General features: G+C 64.8%; 17 protein-coding genes and 2 pseudogenes. 5 read left to right on the forward strand and 14 right to left on the reverse strand.

Annotated elements, in window-relative coordinates; translation table 11 throughout:
- Positions 1 to 599 precede the first annotated feature (599 nt).
- Positions 600 to 3,416: a hypothetical protein gene (locus OG331_RS48215; protein WP_406191662.1), complete on the forward strand. Its 2,817-nt coding sequence runs from the start codon at positions 600 to 602 to the stop codon at positions 3,414 to 3,416.
- A gap of 550 nt (positions 3,417 to 3,966) precedes the next feature.
- Positions 3,967 to 4,260 carry a transposase gene (locus OG331_RS48220; RefSeq protein WP_406191660.1) on the forward strand — a complete coding sequence of 98 codons (294 nt, stop codon included), beginning with the start codon at positions 3,967 to 3,969 and terminating at the stop codon, positions 4,258 to 4,260.
- Positions 4,261 to 4,307: 47 nt separating this feature from the next.
- Here OG331_RS48220 and OG331_RS48225 read toward each other — a convergent pair whose 3' ends face one another.
- Together OG331_RS48225 and OG331_RS48230 are read right to left on the reverse strand one after the other, a co-directional pair.
- Positions 4,308 to 4,466 carry a hypothetical protein gene (locus tag OG331_RS48225; protein WP_406191658.1) on the reverse strand — a complete coding sequence of 53 codons (159 nt, stop codon included), beginning with the start codon at positions 4,464 to 4,466 and terminating at the stop codon, positions 4,308 to 4,310.
- A 239-nt stretch (positions 4,467 to 4,705) separates the two neighbouring features.
- The gene (locus OG331_RS48230) at positions 4,706 to 5,308 is read right to left on the reverse strand and encodes a hypothetical protein (RefSeq protein ID WP_406191656.1); all 603 of its coding nucleotides are present in this window, start codon (positions 5,306 to 5,308) and stop codon (positions 4,706 to 4,708) included.
- A gap of 1,006 nt (positions 5,309 to 6,314) precedes the next feature.
- On the opposite strand from OG331_RS48230, the gene OG331_RS48235 reads away from it, so the two are divergent.
- Positions 6,315 to 6,686, forward strand: a complete 372-nt coding sequence (locus tag OG331_RS48235; RefSeq protein WP_406191654.1) for a hypothetical protein — start codon at positions 6,315 to 6,317, stop codon at positions 6,684 to 6,686.
- A gap of 159 nt (positions 6,687 to 6,845) precedes the next feature.
- A complete protein-coding gene (locus OG331_RS48240; RefSeq protein WP_406191652.1) occupies positions 6,846 to 7,229 on the forward strand; it encodes a hypothetical protein in 384 nt (127 codons plus the stop codon).
- Positions 7,230 to 7,301: 72 nt separating this feature from the next.
- Here OG331_RS48240 and OG331_RS48245 read toward each other — a convergent pair whose 3' ends face one another.
- The 10 genes and pseudogenes from OG331_RS48245 to OG331_RS48290 all read right to left on the reverse strand — a co-directional run bounded on the left by OG331_RS48245 (position 7,302) and on the right by OG331_RS48290 (position 13,173).
- Positions 7,302 to 7,784, reverse strand: a complete 483-nt coding sequence (locus OG331_RS48245) for a hypothetical protein (protein ID WP_406191650.1) — start codon at positions 7,782 to 7,784, stop codon at positions 7,302 to 7,304.
- Positions 7,785 to 7,908: 124 nt separating this feature from the next.
- Positions 7,909 to 8,091 carry a hypothetical protein gene (locus OG331_RS48250; protein WP_406191648.1) on the reverse strand — a complete coding sequence of 61 codons (183 nt, stop codon included), beginning with the start codon at positions 8,089 to 8,091 and terminating at the stop codon, positions 7,909 to 7,911.
- Positions 8,092 to 8,976: 885 nt separating this feature from the next.
- Positions 8,977 to 9,099: a hypothetical protein gene (locus tag OG331_RS48255; protein WP_406191646.1), complete on the reverse strand. Its 123-nt coding sequence runs from the start codon at positions 9,097 to 9,099 to the stop codon at positions 8,977 to 8,979.
- On the reverse strand, positions 9,096 to 9,926 hold the full coding sequence (locus OG331_RS48260) for a hypothetical protein (RefSeq protein WP_406191644.1): 831 nt from the start codon (positions 9,924 to 9,926) through the stop codon (positions 9,096 to 9,098). Before OG331_RS48260 ends, OG331_RS48255 begins: the two co-directional genes overlap by 4 nt.
- Positions 9,927 to 10,011: 85 nt before the next feature.
- The gene (locus OG331_RS48265) at positions 10,012 to 10,425 is read right to left on the reverse strand and encodes a PIN domain nuclease (RefSeq protein WP_406191642.1); all 414 of its coding nucleotides are present in this window, start codon (positions 10,423 to 10,425) and stop codon (positions 10,012 to 10,014) included.
- On the reverse strand, positions 10,422 to 10,670 hold the full coding sequence (locus OG331_RS48270; RefSeq protein ID WP_406191640.1) for a type II toxin-antitoxin system VapB family antitoxin: 249 nt from the start codon (positions 10,668 to 10,670) through the stop codon (positions 10,422 to 10,424). The genes OG331_RS48265 and OG331_RS48270 overlap by 4 nt, the downstream gene beginning before the upstream one ends.
- Positions 10,671 to 10,905: 235 nt before the next feature.
- Positions 10,906 to 11,166 (reverse strand): annotated as a pseudogene (locus tag OG331_RS48275) (DDE-type integrase/transposase/recombinase); the annotation flags it as partial.
- A gap of 190 nt (positions 11,167 to 11,356) precedes the next feature.
- Positions 11,357 to 11,665 carry a transposase gene (locus OG331_RS48280; protein WP_406210834.1) on the reverse strand — a complete coding sequence of 103 codons (309 nt, stop codon included), beginning with the start codon at positions 11,663 to 11,665 and terminating at the stop codon, positions 11,357 to 11,359.
- Positions 11,581 to 12,060 carry a helix-turn-helix domain-containing protein gene (locus OG331_RS48285; protein ID WP_406209487.1) on the reverse strand — a complete coding sequence of 160 codons (480 nt, stop codon included), beginning with the start codon at positions 12,058 to 12,060 and terminating at the stop codon, positions 11,581 to 11,583. The genes OG331_RS48280 and OG331_RS48285 overlap by 85 nt, the downstream gene beginning before the upstream one ends.
- A gap of 90 nt (positions 12,061 to 12,150) precedes the next feature.
- A complete protein-coding gene (locus OG331_RS48290) occupies positions 12,151 to 13,173 on the reverse strand; it encodes a BMP family protein (RefSeq protein WP_406191636.1) in 1,023 nt (340 codons plus the stop codon).
- Positions 13,174 to 13,458: 285 nt separating this feature from the next.
- Between OG331_RS48290 and OG331_RS48295 the strand changes: the two genes are divergently transcribed.
- Complete coding sequence (locus OG331_RS48295; RefSeq protein ID WP_406191634.1) at positions 13,459 to 16,884, forward strand: response regulator; 3,426 nt, start codon at positions 13,459 to 13,461, stop codon at positions 16,882 to 16,884.
- 7 nt (positions 16,885 to 16,891) lie between these two features.
- Here OG331_RS48295 and OG331_RS48300 read toward each other — a convergent pair.
- Together OG331_RS48300 and OG331_RS48305 are read right to left on the reverse strand one after the other, a co-directional pair.
- Positions 16,892 to 17,697: pseudogene (locus tag OG331_RS48300) on the reverse strand (IS5 family transposase).
- 313 nt (positions 17,698 to 18,010) lie between these two features.
- The gene (locus OG331_RS48305) at positions 18,011 to 18,898 is read right to left on the reverse strand and encodes a hypothetical protein (RefSeq protein ID WP_406191632.1); all 888 of its coding nucleotides are present in this window, start codon (positions 18,896 to 18,898) and stop codon (positions 18,011 to 18,013) included.
- Between the last annotated feature and the right edge of the window lie 18 nt (positions 18,899 to 18,916).

Raw genomic sequence — 18,916 nt, forward strand, 5'->3', positions numbered from 1 at the left:
GTGTGTGTGGCCGGTCGCGCTCGGCCGCGAAGAAAGACGTCTTGGATTCAACCGGTCGATGCAACAGTGGCTGCGAGCAATCCATCGTCGTCCGTCATATGTCCCAGCAGACGACCTCGCCGACGTGTCCTTACACAGCGATCCAGTTCGCACATCCCAATGAGCGGCCGAGTCGTCGCGGGGCTCCGGGCGGCCAGTCACAGTGAGCCACACCAACGGCATGAAGATGGCAGCCACACCCGGAACCCCTGGGCCTCCCGATCGGACGAAGGACCAGGACGAACCCAAGCAAGAAGGTAAGGAGGATTGATCCGGTGCCGCTTCGGGTCGTGGTCCGACCCGCAACGTGACCGGCTGCGTGCCTTGGCGTTGATCTGCCGGCCGCCTGCCCGGAGCGGTATTCACTGCCGCCGGGCAGGGGACGCGTCCCGACAGGGCGATCCGTAGCCGTCCGCGACGTCCCTCGGTACACGGGACGTGTCCCATGTCCCAGCCTCCCCGCCAAACCCTGGCGACGGACATGGCGAGCAGCAGGAACACCTGGTTGGCACGGACTGTCTCCCTTTCGTCTCTTTTCTTGGCCGCTCGGGGGAGTGAACGTGAAACTCGGCCATACGCCTATCACCGACGAGGAAGTTGCAGAGATGGAAGCTTCACAGCCTCTGACCAAGCCGGAACGCCCCTACAGCCCACCGGAGATGGTCATCGATGGTGTGGTGTGGACGAATCACTCCATGAGCAAGGCCTTGAGCGTCTACAAGGCACCGGAAATGCTCTTCCACATCACCGTGGAGAACAAGTCCGGAAAAGCACATGCTTCTCCAGAAGAAGGTGCCGGTAATGAATACGGTACGGGTGACCTTTTCGGGACGGCTCTCCATGTTTACGCCTCGGGCCCGGTCGACAATTGGGTGGCGGCGGCCCTGCAGGGTCAGGTCGCCTACTGGCTGGGTGAAGGACGCGAAGATTCAATGCGCCAAATCTGCGCGGAGTTCAAGAAACAGTGGCCGGCGGCCGTTGAAGCAATGGAAACCGCCTACGCAACGGCAAAGCAGGAGTACCTGACATCGAAGTCGCAGAAGGAGGCGAACAGGCCAGGGCTTTCGAGGGAACAGGCAGATGCGATAGCCAGGATGGAAGCCAGGAAAAGGAGGAAGCTGGCACACCGGCTGGAATATGCCGCACCAGTCCGCATAGAGATCGACCCGAAACTGCAAGGGGTCTGGCTGGTCCAGCCCGGTGGCGAGAACACGGACCTCTACGCGCTCCCTACCACTTTTTTCCACCCCGCGAAGACCTTCCAAGGCCTGTGGACCGAGCAGGCCCTTGGCATGGCTTCTCCCGGAGGATTCTTCCTGGCGGCACGGAAAGACGGCCGGCTGTACATATGCGCGACGCGCCGTCTGGCCGACCGGTATAAGGTCGACCAGAACTTCAGAGCCCTGATGAAGCTGCCCGAGGCCCAAATCTCTTACGGTCTGCTCCGCGCCGGCAACGTAAGCTACCGGGTCAGCCCGGAAAAGATCCAGCAAATCCTCAAGCTGGCCCCCACTCGTGTCGACACGAAACAACCAGGGGGATGGTACCGGATCGACATCGATGGCCGGAACGTGCCGGTGCGGCCGGAAGACCCGAAGCTCGGCCTCTTCAGCGTGGAGAAATGGAACACCTGGCTGAACGATCTCCCCGAGGGCGTGTTCAAAGACTCGGTCGTCACTGTCACGACTGAAGGCGGTAAAGAACAGCGGTACCTGTGGCAGGGTACATGGCCGGCCGAGCCGGAGTTTGGAGCCGAGGGGAAATACCACAAGATTCTTGCATCCGATGGAGTCTTTGTTGCATCCCTCGCAGACCGGAGGTACTTCCTGCCGATGAAGCCGGGCGTTGACCCATTCGCACTGTGGAAGTCAAAGCTGCCCGCAATGAGGGGAAAGCTGCACCGCTACGGCACCCTGGTCCTCCTGCTCAACGACATGCCTGCATACATCGTCAAGCGCAACGAGTACAAGAAATTCCTTGTGGACGCGGAAGCGCGAATGGGGAAAATTGCCATAAATACTCCAGGATGCTTCGCCTTCGAACCCGGTTCGCAATTCGGTCCTGGCCGAAAAAAGATGATCATCGATCCCGCAGCGCACTCCGAACTGATGACGGAGCAGGAATGGAAGGCCATCACCGCAAAGTTCGACGAGGCAAAGTTCGACGAAGCTGCAGGCGTTATCTCCTTCTGCCACAAAGGCGTCGACTGCACGTCGCGCGTAATAAAAATGCCGGAGGAAAATTGTTCGCCCCGTCATACGGAGTCTTACAAGCTGACGACGGTGGACGGAGAGATCCTTCTCGTATCGTTTACCAAGCAGAAAGATTCATTCGGTCCCTTTGCGCCTCGCCATACGAAGGAGCATGCAAAATGGGTATGGAGTCTTCCGTGGGGCTCGTTCAACCCGGACACCCATGAGGCAATAGTTGACTTTGGCTCAGGAGAGCGGAGGTACAGGATGACCGCTTACACCTGGAACTCTATTGTGCTGACCCGGGGGATTGGAGTTACAAGCGAACCCGAGGGAAGATTTTTTACGTTGTCTGTGGACGGTGACAGAAAGAAGGGGTTTATGGGCCCGTTCGATTCGGGCTGGCCTGAGCTGGTTCCTGCCGATGAATGGAATGCGTGGGTGGCTGGAATTCCGGCTGCCGAGCTTCTGACCCTCGTGGAGGGGGACCCGGTTTTCGTCTTCGGTTACGGCCCTCAGACGCGGGTCTTCCGATTTTTCGAGACTGATTACAAGGAGCCAGAAGTCGGTACAGCTGGCTGCATCTTGCTGTGGGCGGACGAGGAGTGGGGGAAGGTTCCTGTTCTCGCGAAGGGCCTTGACGACATGGACGTGAACGCAAAGAACCTGGAGCGCCTGATCGGTCAGGAGGCGTACGCACAGGTCGCCGACCGCCTGGCATGGCTGTCCCCGGAAAAGGAAGAATACCTCGAGAAACTGGAAGAAGGCGGTGCGGAAGTCCCTCAGTTGTATTACGGGGACGGTCTGAACCTGCCGGGGGACGAAGGCCTGAACCTGGCCGGTCTGACCCTGCACAACGAGACCCTGCTGGACCAGGCACCTTTGAACGTGGTGGACGGCGCTGGCACAGCAGAGGGCGCCGATTTCGTTTATGCCTACTTCACCGGCCGGACGCTCATCCTCTGGGGAACGTCGAGCCCGCAATTCTACAGTCAGCAGCAGCAGAACGAACTCGCCTGGGACAAGGGATGGATGCAGATTCTCATCTATAAGATTGAGGACGAGTGCGATTCTGGGTACAGGCTGCAGGTCAACGGTCTCGCGGCAGAGCATGAAGAGGCGTTCAGCACGTACATGATCGTCTTCGGTCACGATGACGTCCCAGTCAATTTCGTGAGGGAATAACCTGGACTCCGCCAGGCCCCGGACCGGGTCGGCGTCCGCGCGGGCGGAGGTCTCCCCGGCCACCACCCGACGTGAGAACGCGTCCCGGATCACGGACAGCCACAAGGGCCCCTCACCGGTCGCAGTCATCGTGAGGTCGGTGACCCACAGCCGGTTCGGGGCGGGTGCGGTGAAGTCCCGCTCGACCGGGTCCGCAGCGACCGTGGCCGTGGGATCGCGGCGCGTGAAGCCGCCCACCGTGGGCTGATCCTCGAGATCTCGGCCTCGCGCATCAGTACCGGCCGACCCTGGTCGGCCCCTACCGCGAGCACCTGCGCGAGCGCCGGGCGGAGGACCCGGCTGTCCCCGTCACGCACCCTGCGGGAGATCAGGGAAGTGGGCTACACCGGCAGCGCCGATTCCTGGTCCGCTGCGTCACCCAGGGGCGTGTCGAGGCCGGCCACGCGAGCCTCTCCCGGCGCCGGGCCGCCGGCCTCCTGCTCACCAACCCGGGAACCTGCGCGAGGACCGGCGAACCCTGCGCGACCAACTCGCCGGTGCCTGCCCGGAAATGACCATCCTGACCGCCCTGGCAGGTGATTTTGCCGAACTGCCGGCCCCGGCCGAGGGCAACGCCGACAAGCCAACTCCGTGGATCACCCGGGCCCGGGGCGCCCATCTGTCCTTCCTTGGCTCCTGCACGACCGGCCTCGAACGTGACCGTGACGCCGTCGATGCCGCCCTCACCTTGTCGAACCACAACGGGCGAACCGAGGGCGTCAACCATAAGATCAAACCGGTCAAGCGGCAGATGTACGGCCGGGCCAAGCGCCCCCTCCTGCGCCGGCGTATCCTGCTCGACTGACACTCCACCGACCGCCGGCTACGAAATCCTTGGAAGACCCAAGTCCCTTACACGCCCCGACGGGCGAACGTTGCCTGATGCGGCTGATGCGGCACCGGGTAACCCTTGGTGTGCAGTTCCTCGTGGGGAATCGTCGCGGTGGGCCGCTGCCGCGTCCCCGCGTTGGTGCAGGCAGTCGTGGTGGCGGCGTCGTCGGTGGTGGTCACCTCGCTGGGTTTCGGGCCGCGTCCTGCCTGTTGACTTCCAGGACGGCAGTCTGCCCGGCCCGGCACGCCCGGAGCGTCGTGGGTGACCGGTTTGTGTGCCGAGCGGGACGTGATCCCTGTGGTGTGGGGAGGTCTGTCCTGTGGTGCCGGGAGATACGCCGGTGGTTGGGTCCGGCTGTGTGGGGCGCACCCGCCCGGCCCTTTTGCTGTCCGCGGGCCGGGGGTGTGCTGCGTGCCGGTCAGTCGGCCTGCGGGGCGGCGGGCGCACTGTAGAAGACGGAGGAACCCTTTTTGGTGCGCCGGGCCTGGTTCTTGGCCACGAGGTTCTCCAGGGTGGTGCGGACGACGGTGATCTTGATGCCGCGTTCGGGGTGACTGTCCTGCAGGGCCTGCGCGATCTGAGCGGCAGAGTGCGGCTGCTCCTGCCCGGCCAGGCGACGGCGGGTGAGTTCGACCAGGGTCGGCTTGTCGTCCGTGTCCGACGAGGGGCGCCGCGCGTTGTTTTTGGCTGTCGTGGAGGGCGTGGCTGCTGCGGGAGCGGGCGGCTGCACTGCCGGCGTGTCCCGCTCGGCGTCCAGCGGCGCGGGCTCCTGGTGCCGCGGCGAAGGCAGCGGGCTTGTGGATGCGCCCGTGCCCGCAGGTGCCGGTGCGCTCACGCCGAGAGCCTGAGCCACGGTCACCAGGACACTGTGGTCGCGCTGCAGACGGGACAGCTTCTCCTGCAGCGCCGAGATCTCGGCGCCGAGGCGTTCTTGCTCCTGGACGTTGTGTTCCAGGTCACTGGTCACCTGGGTGGTGTACTGGGATGTCACATCTGCGGCAGTGGCCGTCATGCCTGACATGAAGATGACCTTCCTTTGCTGTTCTCATACTCAAGCGCACGTGTACGTGGCACAGCCAAGCACATATACAGGCCGGTTCGGTACCTGTACCGCTGCGGCCGGGGCATCATTTCGGCTGCGGCCCGGGCGTCCGCTACCGCAAGTGCGCCGGGTGTGTGCTCCCGGCGCCGCCCATCTCAAGCCGGCCTGCCCGGTCTGTCACCGTCTTGACGGTTCAATGCGTGTGGGTGACCCGGCGGCAGGGCCGGTGCGAAAGCGGCGCCTGCCGCCCTGCCGCCGCACCTACCCACAGGCTGCGATGCGACACCGGTCCTGTCCGACCGGGCCCGCCTCCGCCTCGAGGCGGCATGTCCTCGCCCGGGTGCAGGGCTGTGCCCTGCCTGGTCTGCGCCATGAGGTGACCCGAATCTGCGAGTGACCCCCGCCGGGTGACGGGCGCGGGCGTGGCAGGGGGAGGCCTTCGAAACTGGTGAGCGGCATGTCTCATGTCCCGACTCGCCGGCCAGGGCCCTTGCCTGCGGGCGAACTGCCCTTGCGTACTCGGCCCGCCGCACGCGCCCGCTCGAGCGGGCGTCGACGCTGACTGTCACCCGGGAGGGTGACTGCCGCTGCAGGCTGCGCCAGCCCAGGGGGCCATGGCGGCCCTGGTGTATCCGTGTTGAGCACACCACCCTCGCCGAGATCGCCGCGGGCTTTTGGACCGGCGAAGCCACCGCCCACGCCTGTGCACGCAGGGTGACCGCGCTGCCGGCCGACATGACCCCGTCTGTGACCCGCTGCGGCGGGCGAACTCACCCGCTGAAATCAGCCAAGGGCCGGTGGACGGTGGCGCAGCGGCGCAGGGCAGCACCCCACCCCGCACTGCCGGCCTCCACACGGTGCCCCCGCTCCGCGTAAAGGGGCATGCCGGTGGGCCCGAAAGACGGCCCGGGCAGACGTCGGTGACGTGACCGCCGGGCCTCACGATGAACGGCAGAACCCGGCACCTCACGCACAGGGGGATACCTTGATCAGCCGATTCGACCTCGTGGTGGGTTCCGTCCGGGCGGCGGAACTCATCAACAGCTACCGCGAGCGGCTGGAGCGTGAGGACCTGCTGAGCAACCAGACTGCCCTGAACGTCGCCTGCATCGCCTACGCCACCGGCAACATCTACACCGTGATCGCGCCCGGCCAGATCTGGGAACTGATAGACGCGGCGGACGAGACCTTTCCGGCCGAACTCACCGTGGTCGGTGTGGAGGAGGACTGCCGTCACGGCAAAGCCGCCGTATGCCGCGACCGCGGCGGGACGCTGGTGCGCACCTCGCTCACCGTCCTGGACGAGAAGTATCGCCTGGTGGCATGGCCACGCGCGGCGGAGAGCCGCCACAGCTGAGAGTCCCCACACCGTGTCGAGTCGGCTGCCAAGCCCACGGCCGGCGAGAACGCCCTTGAGCCGGCGGCCGTCGAGGATGCACCCCAGGGCGCGGGCTGAGCCACCGGAGGGGTCAGGAAAGCGCGCATGCACGCCCGCCCCACAAGAGAGGAGCAGACTATGACAGCCAGCCATGCACAGGTCTACGCAGCCCTGCCCTTCAGCTACGAGGAGGTGCTTGCCCTTGCTGTTCAGCTCCGCAAGCAAGACATCAGCTACGCCCATACGCGGGCCGTGGGCTGCGCCGCGGAGTTCCTGGGCGTGCTCTCGGGCGACGGTGACAGCCGCCGGCCCCTTCCGCACATCTACAACGAGCTTGCCTACTGGGTGGGAAAGTGCAGATTCACTCTCCCCCTCCACACGCAGGAGGCGCTGTGGCATCCCGCCCCGGGACAGGATCCGGTGACCGGCCAGGTCTCTCTTGCAGACATCACCCATAGGATTCTCATCCCGCTCTTCGAGGCAGGAGTGACGCTGGAACTCACCCCCGCCGTGCAGGGTTGACGCCCCGCGCCCGTGCCGCCCGCCCCGCTGGAACGTAGGTGCTGACGGGGGTGAGCGCGCAGCTTGCGCTGATCAGGCGGAAAACTCTGCCACCGCTGTCCCGGCTGTGCAGGCGGTGAGGTAGCGCAGGTACTGCTGAAGCCCGTTCCACCAGGCCCAAGCGGTCGGAGGGCCGGCAGCCGACGGCAGGGGCCAGGAGGCTGTGAAGGTGACGACGCCGGGATGGGCACAATGCCGTGCGGCCCGGCTCAGCCAGGCCGCCGTGTCCGCAGCGGCCCACTCCACAGTGCTGCCAGGGCGGCGGACGAGAAGAGGGGGCAGCTGGTCGAAGGGCAGCTGCATGGCGAGAGCGTGCAGCAACACCTCGGCGTCCGCTGCGTCGAACGGCCCTGCCCCACCGGCAGGCACTGCATGGGTGCTACAGGGGCCGGCGGCACCGGGGGCACCGTGAGGCGAGGACACCGAAGCGGCCGCCTGCCGTCCGGGCAGGCCGCCGGCGGGCACCGGGACGACGCCTTCGGCGGCCGGCTCTTTGGCCGTCGTCTCGGCGGGCATCAAGACCTCCTGCGGCCACGGGGCCGGTACGACAGGCAACGCAAAGCGGCGCGGCGGGGTTTTGCTGGATCCGCGGGCCCAGGCGATGAGCACCGGGTCCGCCTGTCAGGCGACGCCGCCCGGTTCACCCGTAGACGAACAGGGAAACCGAAGTGCGTTTCCCGCAGGAGTGGAAGGGGGAGCTGCCGGGACTGATGGAGGTGAAGGCTTCGAGCCCCACCTCGTTGGCGCCTTGCGTAATGGGCAGGTTGGGGGAGAGCCCGAAGCTGATGCGCTTGGGGTCGTCCTCCCCGGAGCGGCACGTCACCCAACCTGCGTAGTGATCGGTGACGCCCAGCAAGGCGGGGAAGGGCCAGGACACTGCTGCTCACAAAACGCTCATTGGCGTGCAGGTGTTCGTCGGCGCAGTCGGTGGCAGCGCTGGTGCGTAGTCATCGGGCTTGAAGAACGACATGGTGCCATGGTCGATACGAAAGGAGGCGGTGGTGCTGCCCTGTGGGGCCGCAAGTCAAGGCAGCCTCCTGGGTGCGGCAGGGCACCGAGCGGGATATGTACGCCGCCGTCGCACAAACGGCCGCCGGACAACGTCGCCTGCGCACCCGGTGTGTGGGGCGGGGGTGGCCCGGTTTTCCTGCCGGATAAGCGGTGACACCCACGGCGGCCCGTACGTAGGCTCTGGTGGGCAGGTGGATCTCGGCGACCAGGGCAAGGCCGAACGGGGAGCCCGGGTAGGCAAGGACTGGATCGCTCCTGCGTCACACCGCATCTGACGTGCAGCCTTGCGCAACGGGTATCGGGTCTCCCGCAAACGTCGACCCGTATTCGGCGGAGGTGCGTTGTCGCCCGTCTCACCGGAGCGAGGTGGGGCGGGTTGGGTTGTGACGTGTGCAGTGCCGGCTTCGGCGGCTGAGTCTTTGGGCTACGCCGGCATCTGCTGTTGTCCGCGAGTTCCCCGTTCAATCTGGCGCGGTTGTGGCGCGGCTCGAGCTGTTCCGGCTTGTGGGCGCTCCGTTTCGAGAGAGCGGCAAGGATGCCCCAATTCCGGCGTGGACTGTCCGAGCGGGGCCGAGGTGAACACGAGGACTCTGCCTTGTCCTGCGGCCTGGCGGGGTGGGCAAGGGGGTGAGCCCTCCCGTGGTGGGGGAGGGCCCGGTGAGTTGTTCTCCCTATGCGGTGGGTGGGTGCTGTCGGGTCAGGGGGTGATGGCGAATACCTGGGAGGTGCTGTTGGTGGGGACGCCGGCGATGCCGGCGTGTTTCACGGCGTGGCCCTCGGGGCTGCTGACCTGGCTGAAGCCGGTCCAGCTGCCGTTCATGTTGCGGATGTTGAACCTGAGGTCGCCGTTTTGGTCGACGAGGAGGGTCTGGCTACTGCCGTTGGGCATTCCGGTGATGGCGACGCTGGTGGCGGAGATGTTGAGGGCTCCCCATCCGCTGTAGACGGGGCGCCGCCGGGGCCGGTGGGGGTGCGGAGGATGTGGTAGACCTTGCCGTCCGTGCCGATGGCGAGGAACTGGCTGGAGTTGTTCGGCATCGCCAGGCCGTTGGCCCCTGCGCCGACGGCCAGGTCCGGGCCGAAGCCGCCGTCGCCGCCGGGGTCCACCTGTGACCAGGTGGTCCAGGAGGTGCCGGCCGCGTTGCGGGTGGTGGTGTACAGGCCGTTGTTGTCGGAGCTGTATGCGTAGACCTGGGCGGTGCCGTCGCCGATGCCGGCGATGGCCACCTTCCTGGCGGGGAAGGTGCTTTCACCTGGCCGCCCCTGCATCTGGGCCCAGGGCGTCCAGGTTGTGTCGTTGTTGCGGATCCGGTGGTAGAGACGGCCGTCGAGTCCGATTCCGACGACCTGGGCGGAGCCGTCGGGCATGCCGGCGATTGCCGGTCCCAGCCCGCTGAAGGAGGCGGCACCGTTGTAGCCGTTGGGCTTCGCCCAGCCCTGCAGAGTGCCGTTGCTGTAGCGAATGTTGTGGTAGAGGAAGCCGTCCGACTTCTTCCGCGCCATATACTGCACGGACCCGTCGGGCATTGCGGTCATGGACTCGAAGTCAGTTTCGAATCCGTCGCTGCTGAAACTGTGCCACGTACCGGTGCTGGAACGGGAGCCGTAGTAGTCGGCTTTGGATGCGGCGGACCATTCGATCTTCACCGACGGTGCGTCGGCCGGCTCCCCTCCCCAAGGCATCAACCCGAAGATCATCCCACCCCGTCAGCAGCAACGTGACAGTGCCCCTTTACGGCCGAGAGCCGTCCATGAGCATCATCGTGGGTTGCCCGGTGTGCCGGGCGATCGCCTCGAAGTCGCGGTCGCAGTGCAGCAGGATGAGGCCGGACAGTTCGGCCACCGCCGCGACAAGAAGGTCGACCGGACCGGCGCTGCGGTGCTCGCCGTGATCGACAAGAATCTCCTGGACCTGCACCGCCCGCCGGAAGGCGCCGTCCGGGATTGGCGCCCACGCGTAGAACCCGCTCAGATACTGCTGCATCTGCTTGTGGTGCGCAGATGACCGTGCAGAGCGAAGGACCTCTATCTCCGTGACCTCGCACATGCCGACCAGTCCGGAGTCCAGCGCTTCTCCCCATCCCCAGGCGTCCGCGCCGTGTCGCAGGAAGCGTGCTACCGCTGAGGTGTCGGCCAGGTACTTCACGCAGCCTGACCCTTGTCGTCGCCGACGGTGGGGCCGGGGCGGTAGGCGGCCTTGTCCGTCAGGGCATCGAGCTCCAGGGCTTCGGCGGCGATGCGTTCTGCTGCCATGCGCGCCTCGTGGCGCCTGACCCGGTCACTGACCTCGCGCAGGGCACGGTTGACGGTGTCCTTCTTCGTCTTGGTGCCGAACGCGTCCTGCGCTACGGCCAGTGCGTCTTCGTCGATCTCGATCAGAGTCTTGCCCATTCAGTCCCTCTCTTCGTATATCCAAAATCTAGCATAGATATATGGAGGTGGTGGTCGCACAGTGGTCATCAGGTGAGCGGAAGCGTTGCCCGGTGGCATGATCATCTGCCTGGTCGGGGTCGCCGGAGGGGCTGTTCGTGGACACGGTGTCGTACGGACGGGGCCGGACGGCGTTGTCACGTTGTCGGGGGCGTGGTCGGCCGAGGGCGCGGCGAGGCCGGTGGTGGTCTGTGGTTCAGTCGGTGGCAGGCATGCCGATGCGGCCGGTGATGTGGTGCCAGAGGGTGAAGCGGATCATCATCTCGAAGCGGTACCGGCCGGCTGTCATGAGGTGGCGGTGGGGGCGGAAGTGGGGTGAGATCCCGGTGAACGCGGACAGGAAGCGTTGCGCGGCGCCCGGGCTGCGGAAGCCTTTCATCGCGCGTTCGCGCCGCCTCGTCGGCTGGTGGGAGTTCTCCGCCCGGTTGTTCAGTCCCTTGTGCGAGCGGTGCTCCACGAGGTTGTCAATTCCTTTATGTATGTAGAGGTATGCGGTCTTGCTGATCGGATCCGTGGGTTGGTTATTTTGGGTGGTCTTGCTGGGGTCAGAGGGTGAGGCGGTCGGGGAAGGCGAGCATGAAGTGGTTCATGGCGCGTTTCCAGCCGAGAGTCCGGTGCCGCGGACGCGTCCCTTGGGGATGGCGCCGTCACCGTCGATGTGGCGGCCTTCGATGCGGCGGATACCGAGGTAGAGGAGCCTGATGGCGGCGGCGGCGGCGTCGGCGTCGGAGGAGCCGGCGTGTCTTGGTGATCTTGCGGAGCTGGTAGTTGAGGGACTCGATGGCATTGGTCGTGTAGATCACGCGGCGTATCTCGCGGTCGAAGGCGAGGAAGGGGATGAACTCCTCCCAGGCGCGCTCCCAACTGGCGATCAGGCCGGGGTAGTTCTTGCCGTAGTCGGTTCGCAGCTCGTCGAGTGCCGAGAGCGCCTCGGACTCGGCGGCGGCGGTGTAGATCGGTCTTTCGAAATCTTGAAGGCGCCCGAGCGGTGCGGCTTCAGATTCTCCTCACGCCAGATGCGGGCAATGTAATGACACGACACGGAGACACCTTCCCGCCGCTTCAGATGGTCGGCCAGGGTCCGCGTCGACCAGTGCGACAGGCCGGATTCCGCCGGCGGCGACATCCTGGTCAAAGCGATCACCCGAGCCCGCACCTGCGGCGGCACCTGGGTACGCGGCCCGCCACGGCGCTGCTCCTCCAAGCCGGCCATGCCCCGCTCGGCATACCGGCCTTCCAGCGATCCACCGTCAGCGGCGCCACCCCGGCGAGCTCGGCGATGTCCTTGCGCCGCCGCCCTTCGCCGGACACAACACGATCCGTGCGCGAAGCGCCACACCGGCCGGAACATCCCGCGACCCGGCCAACTCCCGTAGCTCTGCCATCTGTTCAGAGGAGAGATCCATAGATTCACGGCGGGCTCCGAGAACCAGATGGTCTCTTACTCGGTGGGGACATTCACGGTGCCGGAGATGATGTCCTGCTTGGCTTTCCCTATCCGCTGTTTCGTTGCGTCGTCGAGGAAGCCCCCGGAGGTAGCGTATCCGACTCCATTGTTGGAGAGGCTGAAGCGCTGGATCCCGGTGAGGGGCTTTCCGTCCTCGACTGACTTGACGTAATCGAATACTGCGGCGTCGACGTTCTTGAGGGCAGAGGTGAGGATCACGTTCCTGTAGGGTGCCAGGCTGGACTGCTGGTACTGGTCGGAATCGACTCCTATCGCCCATGCGCCTCCGTGGGCGTTCACGGCGGCGATGACTCCCACACCAGATCCGCCGGCTGCGCTGTAAATCACATCCGCGCCGGCATCGAGTAGGTCGTTCGCCGCGGTTTTGCCAAGTTCGGGAGAGATGAATCCGGCGAAGTCCGGCGGCTTGGTCAGGTATTTTGAGATCACTCTGTTATCGGGCTTGACTGATTTCACTCCGGCGGCGAACCCGGCCTCGAATTTATGGATCACCGGAATATCTACGCCGCCGATGAACCCAATGATGTCGCTCTTCGACTTCAGTGCGGCAGCCACGCCGACCAGGTACGAGCTCTGTTCCTCGCTGAAGACCAGGCTAGTGACGTTGGGTAGCTTGACAGAGCTGTCGTCGACAATTGCGAACTTTATCTCCGGATGCTTCTGCGCTTCGACCTTTACGGCGCTGGCGAGCTGTGATCCGACCGCGATGATGGGGTCACAGCCACTCTGTATCGGCTGCTCCAGGAGGGATTCGTAGTCGGCTTCGCTTGCCGTGCTGGGAATGGTCAGCTCCTCAGTTGTGATGCCCAGCTGATTCTTGGCCCTGTCGAGCCCCTTGGCGGCGGAGTCGGAGAACGATTGATCACCCCGCCCTCCCCAGACCACGCCGACCTTGATATTCTTTGCGGAACTATCACTGGAATCACATGCGGTGATTTGAGTGACACCCAGGACACCGACTGTGACCGCTATGATGAACTTTACTGCCCGATACACGGATTCCCCCTTGAATCGTGCCAGTCATGTCATTCATTCGAGGAAGGCAGTAGGGTACGGTCTATTTTACCCACCGAACTTGAGAGTGCATGGGGCTGTCGGGGTGCAGTGTCACAGCACGCCCCCAGAGCGATGCATCACCGCCGCCGCAACGTCGGGGCCTCGCTGGTGTGTTCAACACGCCAGGTCGACGCCATGGACAGCCGCCCCACAGAATGGAATCTGTCGGCCGGCCGGACATCAATCATGTGAGGCTGCGCCAACGGCTTCCCCAAGGACGCTCTCATGAGCCATGACGGACCGCATGCGGAACCGGGCCCCCCGCCCGGCCCGGCACGGCTGCGCGCACGCCGTTTCGAGCCGCGCATCGGGCACAAGCTCGCCGCCATCGCTCTGGCGTTTCTCGTGCCGCTGGGCCTGGCCATGGCGTACCTGATCGGACAGCAGACCAACAGCGTCGATGCCGCCCGAAGCGAGCTCCGCGGTGTGCAGTACCTCCGCCCACTGAGCTCGCTGACCCTCGATCTGGTCCGCTTCCGTTCGCTGTCCACCGACGTTGCCGGCGGGGTCGCCGTAACACCCCAGCAAATTGCCAGCGCAGAGGCTGCTGTAGACAAGGATTTCTCCCGCCTGAGCACGGCAGATCCGTCGCTGCAGAAACAGCTCGACTCCGTTGTGACAGCAGCAGGCAAAGGGGAGCTGATGCTGTCGGCTCTCAACGCCCAGTGGAAGGGCGTCAAGGCGATTGGGCCGAAGGCAGCGCTGAGTACCGGTTACTCACCGCAGCTGGTGAGCAACGTCACATCGCTGTTCCCCTATCTCGGCAGGGTCTCCAGACTCAACCTGGACCCCGAGCCGACCACCTTCTACACCGCTGACGCGCTGCTTGCCGAAGAGCCCGAACTGGTCAATCAGACCGTCCATCTAGGAGACGTCCTCACCTCCCTACCGGCCGACGGGCAGACCAGCCTCGACATCATCCAGCTCACCGGGCTGCTCAGTCAGCAGCTAGGCCGCCTGCAGGACTCCCTCAGCCTCGCCTTCGACAGTGTCTCCGACTCCAGCACGAATGCCGCCCTGCAGCCCACGCTGGCACCCCTGCTGGATCAGGTAACCGTCACCGTCCAGCCCCTCATCAGCGCAGCCAAGCAGCAGTTCGGGAAAGCCGGTGCCCCCGGTTTGACGACGTCATCGGACATACGACAGCTGACCAATGCAGCCATCCAGTCCAATGCCCGGCTGTGGAACGCTCTGCTCGATCAGCAGGACCGCATGCTCAGCACGCGGATCGCCTCCGCCGAGGACTACAACACCACGCTGCTGACCGTGATCATCGTGTCGCTGGCGCTCATCGTGGCGCTGACCACCTTGTTGTCCCGGCGCATCGCGCACAACCTGGGCCACGTGGCCCACGCGGCTCGGGAACTCAGCGCAGGCCGCCTCGACCGGCGGGCCCAGGTGACCAGCCGTGACGAGATCGGGATGCTGGCCAGGACGTTCAACACCATGGCAGAACACCTGGAGGCGAGCTACACCGCCGTCGAGGACAAGGTGCGCACCCGCACCCGCACACTGCGCCTGCATCGAGGGGTGGCCGCCGCCGCGAACCGGGCGACGACGTGGGACGAGGCCCTCTCCGCCGGACTTCCGCTGATCTGCGATCACCTCGGGTGGCCCGCCGCCCATGCGTACACCGCTGACCCGGCAGGAGAAGACGGCACTGTCACACTCGAGGCCTGCCCGGTCTGGTATGTCCGCAACGAATGGCCGAACCGGCTTGAGGAAGTCATGCGTGAAAGCGCCCGCACGCAGGTGTCCCCAGCAGTCGTACGGGCCAGCGCCAGCACGCGACCGGAGGGCCCGGAGCGCTTGCCACCGACAGCTCTCGCCGCAGAACTCACCACATATGCAAACATTTCCGGAACAATCGCCTGTCCCGTAGTCGTGCACGGAAGCACCGCGGCCGTCGTGGAGTTCTTCGTCACCGGTCTCGAACCCCTCGACGAGGCCACCGTCAACCTGATGGAAGGCCTGTTCGAACAGCTCGGCCGAGTGAGAGAACGAGAGATCGCAGCCAAGGCACTCGAGTCCGCGGCTGTCGCCGCCGAAGCCGCCAGCCGCGCCAAAGGCGCCTTCCTGGCGACCATGAGCCACGAGATCCGCACCCCCATGAATGCCGTCATGGGCATGATTGAACTCCTGCTGGACACGCCACTGACAGCGGACCAGCGAGAACTCGCCGAAATCGTAAACACCGGCGCCGACGACCTTCTGGTGATCCTCAACGGCATTCTGGATTTCTCCAAAATCGAAGCCGGGAAATTCGAGATCGAGCAGCGGCCGATCGATCTGCGGGAGTGCATCGAATCGGCCTTCGGCCTGATCTCTCTCAAGACCCGGGAGAAGGACACCGTCGATCTGGCGTACGTCATCGACCCGAACCTGCCCGACGAAATCATCGGGGACGGCCTGCGGCTGCGGCAGATCCTGATCAACCTGCTCGGCAATGCTGTGAAGTTCACCGACTACGGGGAGATCCTGCTCACCGCCTCCCGGGGTGATGACACCACGCGAGAGAAGGCGGAGGCAGCAGCGAGGACAATGGGGGACGAAGGAGACATTCAGAGACCTCTGATCGTACGCTTCACCATCCGCGACACCGGGCCGGGCATCCCGCAGGAACGGATCGATCAGCTCTTCCAGCCATTTGAACAGCTGGACTCATCCACCACCCGCCGCTTCGGTGGTACAGGGCTGGGACTGGCAATCAGCCGGCGACTGGTCGAGATGATGGGCGGCAATATCTGGGTGGAATCCGAAGTCGGACACGGATCCACCTTCCACTTCACCATTTCCACTCGAGAAGTGCCTGCATCCCTGCGCCGGTCGTCGACCCGCTCAGCCGGACCGGACCACGACCTGCGAGAACGGCGAATGCTGGTCGTGGACGACAACATGACCAACCTCACGATCATGACCCGGCAGGCCGAAACATGGGGCATGAAGGTCCGCGCCACCCGCTCACCCCAGGAAGCCCTCAGCTGGGTCCGCGGCGGGGAACCCTTCGATGTGGCCATCCTCGACCTGCAGATGCCAGGTATGGACGGCGTCACCCTCGCACGACACATCAGCCGCCACCTGGACGGCATACCCATGATCCTGCTCACATCCACTGGCAGCCCCGAGGACTTGACGCTCTTCTCCGCCCATCACTCCAAACCGATCAAGTCGGCCCAGCTCTACGCAAGCCTCCACCGGGCCTTGGTGCCCCAGCGGACCGTACCCGCGCCTGCCTCGCCCCCCTCCCCGGCCCGCCCCGCTCCCGCACCACTGCGGATCCTGCTGGCCGAGGACAACACCGTCAACCAGCAGCTCGCACTGCGCATGCTGGCCAAAATCGGCTACGAGGCAGACGTGGTCGGCGATGGGGCCCAGGCCCTTGAGGCAGTGCGCAACCACACCTACGACGTCGTACTGATGGACGTTCACATGCCCGTGATGAACGGCCTGGAGGCTTCCCGGGCCATCCACCGGGAGCCGCACGCAAAACGACCGGTCATCGTGGCACTCACCGCCAGCGCCATGCCGGAGGACCGCGAAGCGTGCATCGCCGCCGGCATGGACTACTACCTCACCAAGCCCCTCAGCCTAGACGCCCTGGCCACCACCCTCTCCCGCCTCGGAGGAGCTATACGCAGAAGGAGCCACTGAGCCTCTTTCATCCTGAATAGTCGCAGGTCATGAGTGTGTGGATGGCTTGGACGGTGCGGCTGATGCGGCGGGTGGAGGAGCATGCTCTGCGCATGATGCGCCAGGACTTGAGCCGGGCGAAGGCGCGTTCGCCGGGGGCTCGGAGCCGGGCGTGATCGCGGTTGAACTGCTGGTAGTGCTCGGGCTGTTCGCGGTGGTGGTAGTACGGGGTGCGGAAGGTGGCGCCGGCGCCCTGGTAGGCGCGGTCCGCCAGCACGAGGATCTGCCGGGTCAGGCAAGCCTGGACGATGCCGTGGGCGCGGGCCGAGGTCAGGTCATGTGTGCGGCCGGGTGTCGTGCGGGAGAACCACAGCGGTGTGCCGTCAGGGCGGGCGATGACCTGCACGTTCATGCCGTGCTTCTTGTGTTTCTGCGAGTAGTACGGCTGATCGGCGCGGACGCGGTCGGTGGGGATCAGTGTGCCGTCAACGATGACGTGGTCGCCCTCACCGAGGCCGGTGAGGGCTTCATGGAGGCCTGGGGCCCAGGAAGCCAGCACCTCCAGGGCCTCGTCCACGTAGCGCCAGGCGGTGGCCTGCGATATCGCGAACCCGGCGCCGAGCTGGGCGAACGTCTCGTTCTTGCGCAGGTGGACCAGCGTGAGCAGTGCCTGGTCAAGCAGCGGAGCTTCCGCCAGCGGGTGTTACGTGCGCGGCGGTGCTCGTACAGCAGCCAGGCGACGTGCTCAACGAGCTCATGCGGGACGTCGAGCGTGGCAGGATACGGAACCAACAGGGCCCCTTCGGTCGCCGGTGTGCTGAGTGGAATCACCACGCCAACGACGAGGGGCCCTGCCTCGTCACCGCAGCCACTGACCAGCCCATTTCACACGCCAGCACAGGATGAAAGAGGCTCACTGACCTCAAGACCGGTAACTTGGGCTCGCAGATCATCAATACTGCAACCGCATGTGTGGGTCGTGGCCTCGGCGTCGGTAAGAGCAGCGGCGGGCTCGGGCCTGGCTGCGACGCCGGAAGTGACACTGGAACTTTCTGTTTACCTGAGCGCCTGTCGGACAGCCCACTTCCATGAAAATGCGAGGCCTGTGTGGGTTACGTCGGGTCGTGACGGATGGCGCAAGCGGTCTTCACGGGTTGAGCCGATCATTTTGCTTGCTCCGTTTCAGAAGTCGACAAAAACTGATGAGTACTTCAATGTCCGCAAGTATCGTTTCCCTAAAATAGGGCAGCAGGTTCACTTTACACCTGAGGGTGTAGAGAATCTGGAATTCCTCGAGGAACGTCAAGGCATTTTCTAATCCGAATTCGTCCAGGCGGCTCACGTCGGACTCATGAGGGCTGGAGCAGTCCGTGATACCGTCCATGAAGCCGTTGAGCGCCTCTAGCGTATCTACTCCTTCCCGGGCGGTATTGGGGGGTGTCCCGGTTTCCTTCTCCGGCAGAGACGACAGATGCGTAAGCAATAGTGTCACTCTGTCGTAGCTGAGCGCCCAGCGGGCAGCGATTTCTGCAAATTCGCCAAGCGTGCCGTTCCGTGGGGCCCGGCTTGCTGCCTTTCCGGGGCGGCTTGCGGAGAGGTGACTGGTCGCATCATCGGCGGGCGGGAAGCCTTCGACCGGTGTGTGCCAGCGTAGGGTTGACTGGTCGCATGTGTTCTCAACAGGTGGCGTTCTCTCGTCGCTTCTCTTTCCCTCGAGAGGGGCGCCCCTGGTGGCTGCGCTTTCTCCCTCGGAAGCAAGAACTTGCCGGATTTGGCATTCCGTTTGTAGCTCCGCAAGCCAGGCATCCCAGCCTGCTTTGGTTTTTATTGACGGCTGCGCAAGCGTATAGCCCAATCTTCGAAGGCCGAGAACGAGAGGTGAGCAAGTACAGGCAAGCCGCAGCCATTGCTGAGTCTCCAGCGGCGACTGCAGAGGAATGCGGATCATTATCCCGTCCGTGGTCGGCATCTGGGTGCCGCATTCGTGGATGTAACGGATGAGGTGACGCTCGTCCTCGTTTTCCCAAAGCTGCATAGCTTTTTCCCTTCGGGT

The sequence above is a fragment of the Streptomyces sp. NBC_01017 genome, from assembly GCF_045162795.1.
Taxonomy (GTDB): Bacteria; Actinomycetota; Actinomycetes; order Streptomycetales; family Streptomycetaceae; genus Streptomyces; species Streptomyces machairae.

Excerpts from the sequence above, each read along its gene's own strand:
- OG331_RS48220 (WP_406191660.1), top strand. The coding sequence starts at position 3,967 with ATGACCATCCTGACCGCCCTGGCAGGTGATTTTGCCGAACTGCCGGCC.
- OG331_RS48230 (WP_406191656.1), bottom strand. The coding sequence starts at position 5,308 with ATGTCAGGCATGACGGCCACTGCCGCAGATGTGACATCCCAGTACACC.
- OG331_RS48240 (WP_406191652.1), top strand. The coding sequence starts at position 6,846 with ATGACAGCCAGCCATGCACAGGTCTACGCAGCCCTGCCCTTCAGCTAC.
- OG331_RS48245 (WP_406191650.1), bottom strand. The coding sequence starts at position 7,784 with ATGCCCGCCGAGACGACGGCCAAAGAGCCGGCCGCCGAAGGCGTCGTC.
- OG331_RS48255 (WP_406191646.1), bottom strand. The coding sequence starts at position 9,099 with ATGAACGGCAGCTGGACCGGCTTCAGCCAGGTCAGCAGCCCCGAGGGC.
- OG331_RS48270 (WP_406191640.1), bottom strand. The coding sequence starts at position 10,670 with ATGGGCAAGACTCTGATCGAGATCGACGAAGACGCACTGGCCGTAGCG.
- OG331_RS48285 (WP_406209487.1), bottom strand. The coding sequence starts at position 12,060 with ATGTTCCGGCCGGTGTGGCGCTTCGCGCACGGATCGTGTTGTGTCCGG.
- OG331_RS48295 (WP_406191634.1), top strand. The coding sequence starts at position 13,459 with ATGAGCCATGACGGACCGCATGCGGAACCGGGCCCCCCGCCCGGCCCG.
- OG331_RS48305 (WP_406191632.1), bottom strand. The coding sequence starts at position 18,898 with ATGCAGCTTTGGGAAAACGAGGACGAGCGTCACCTCATCCGTTACATC.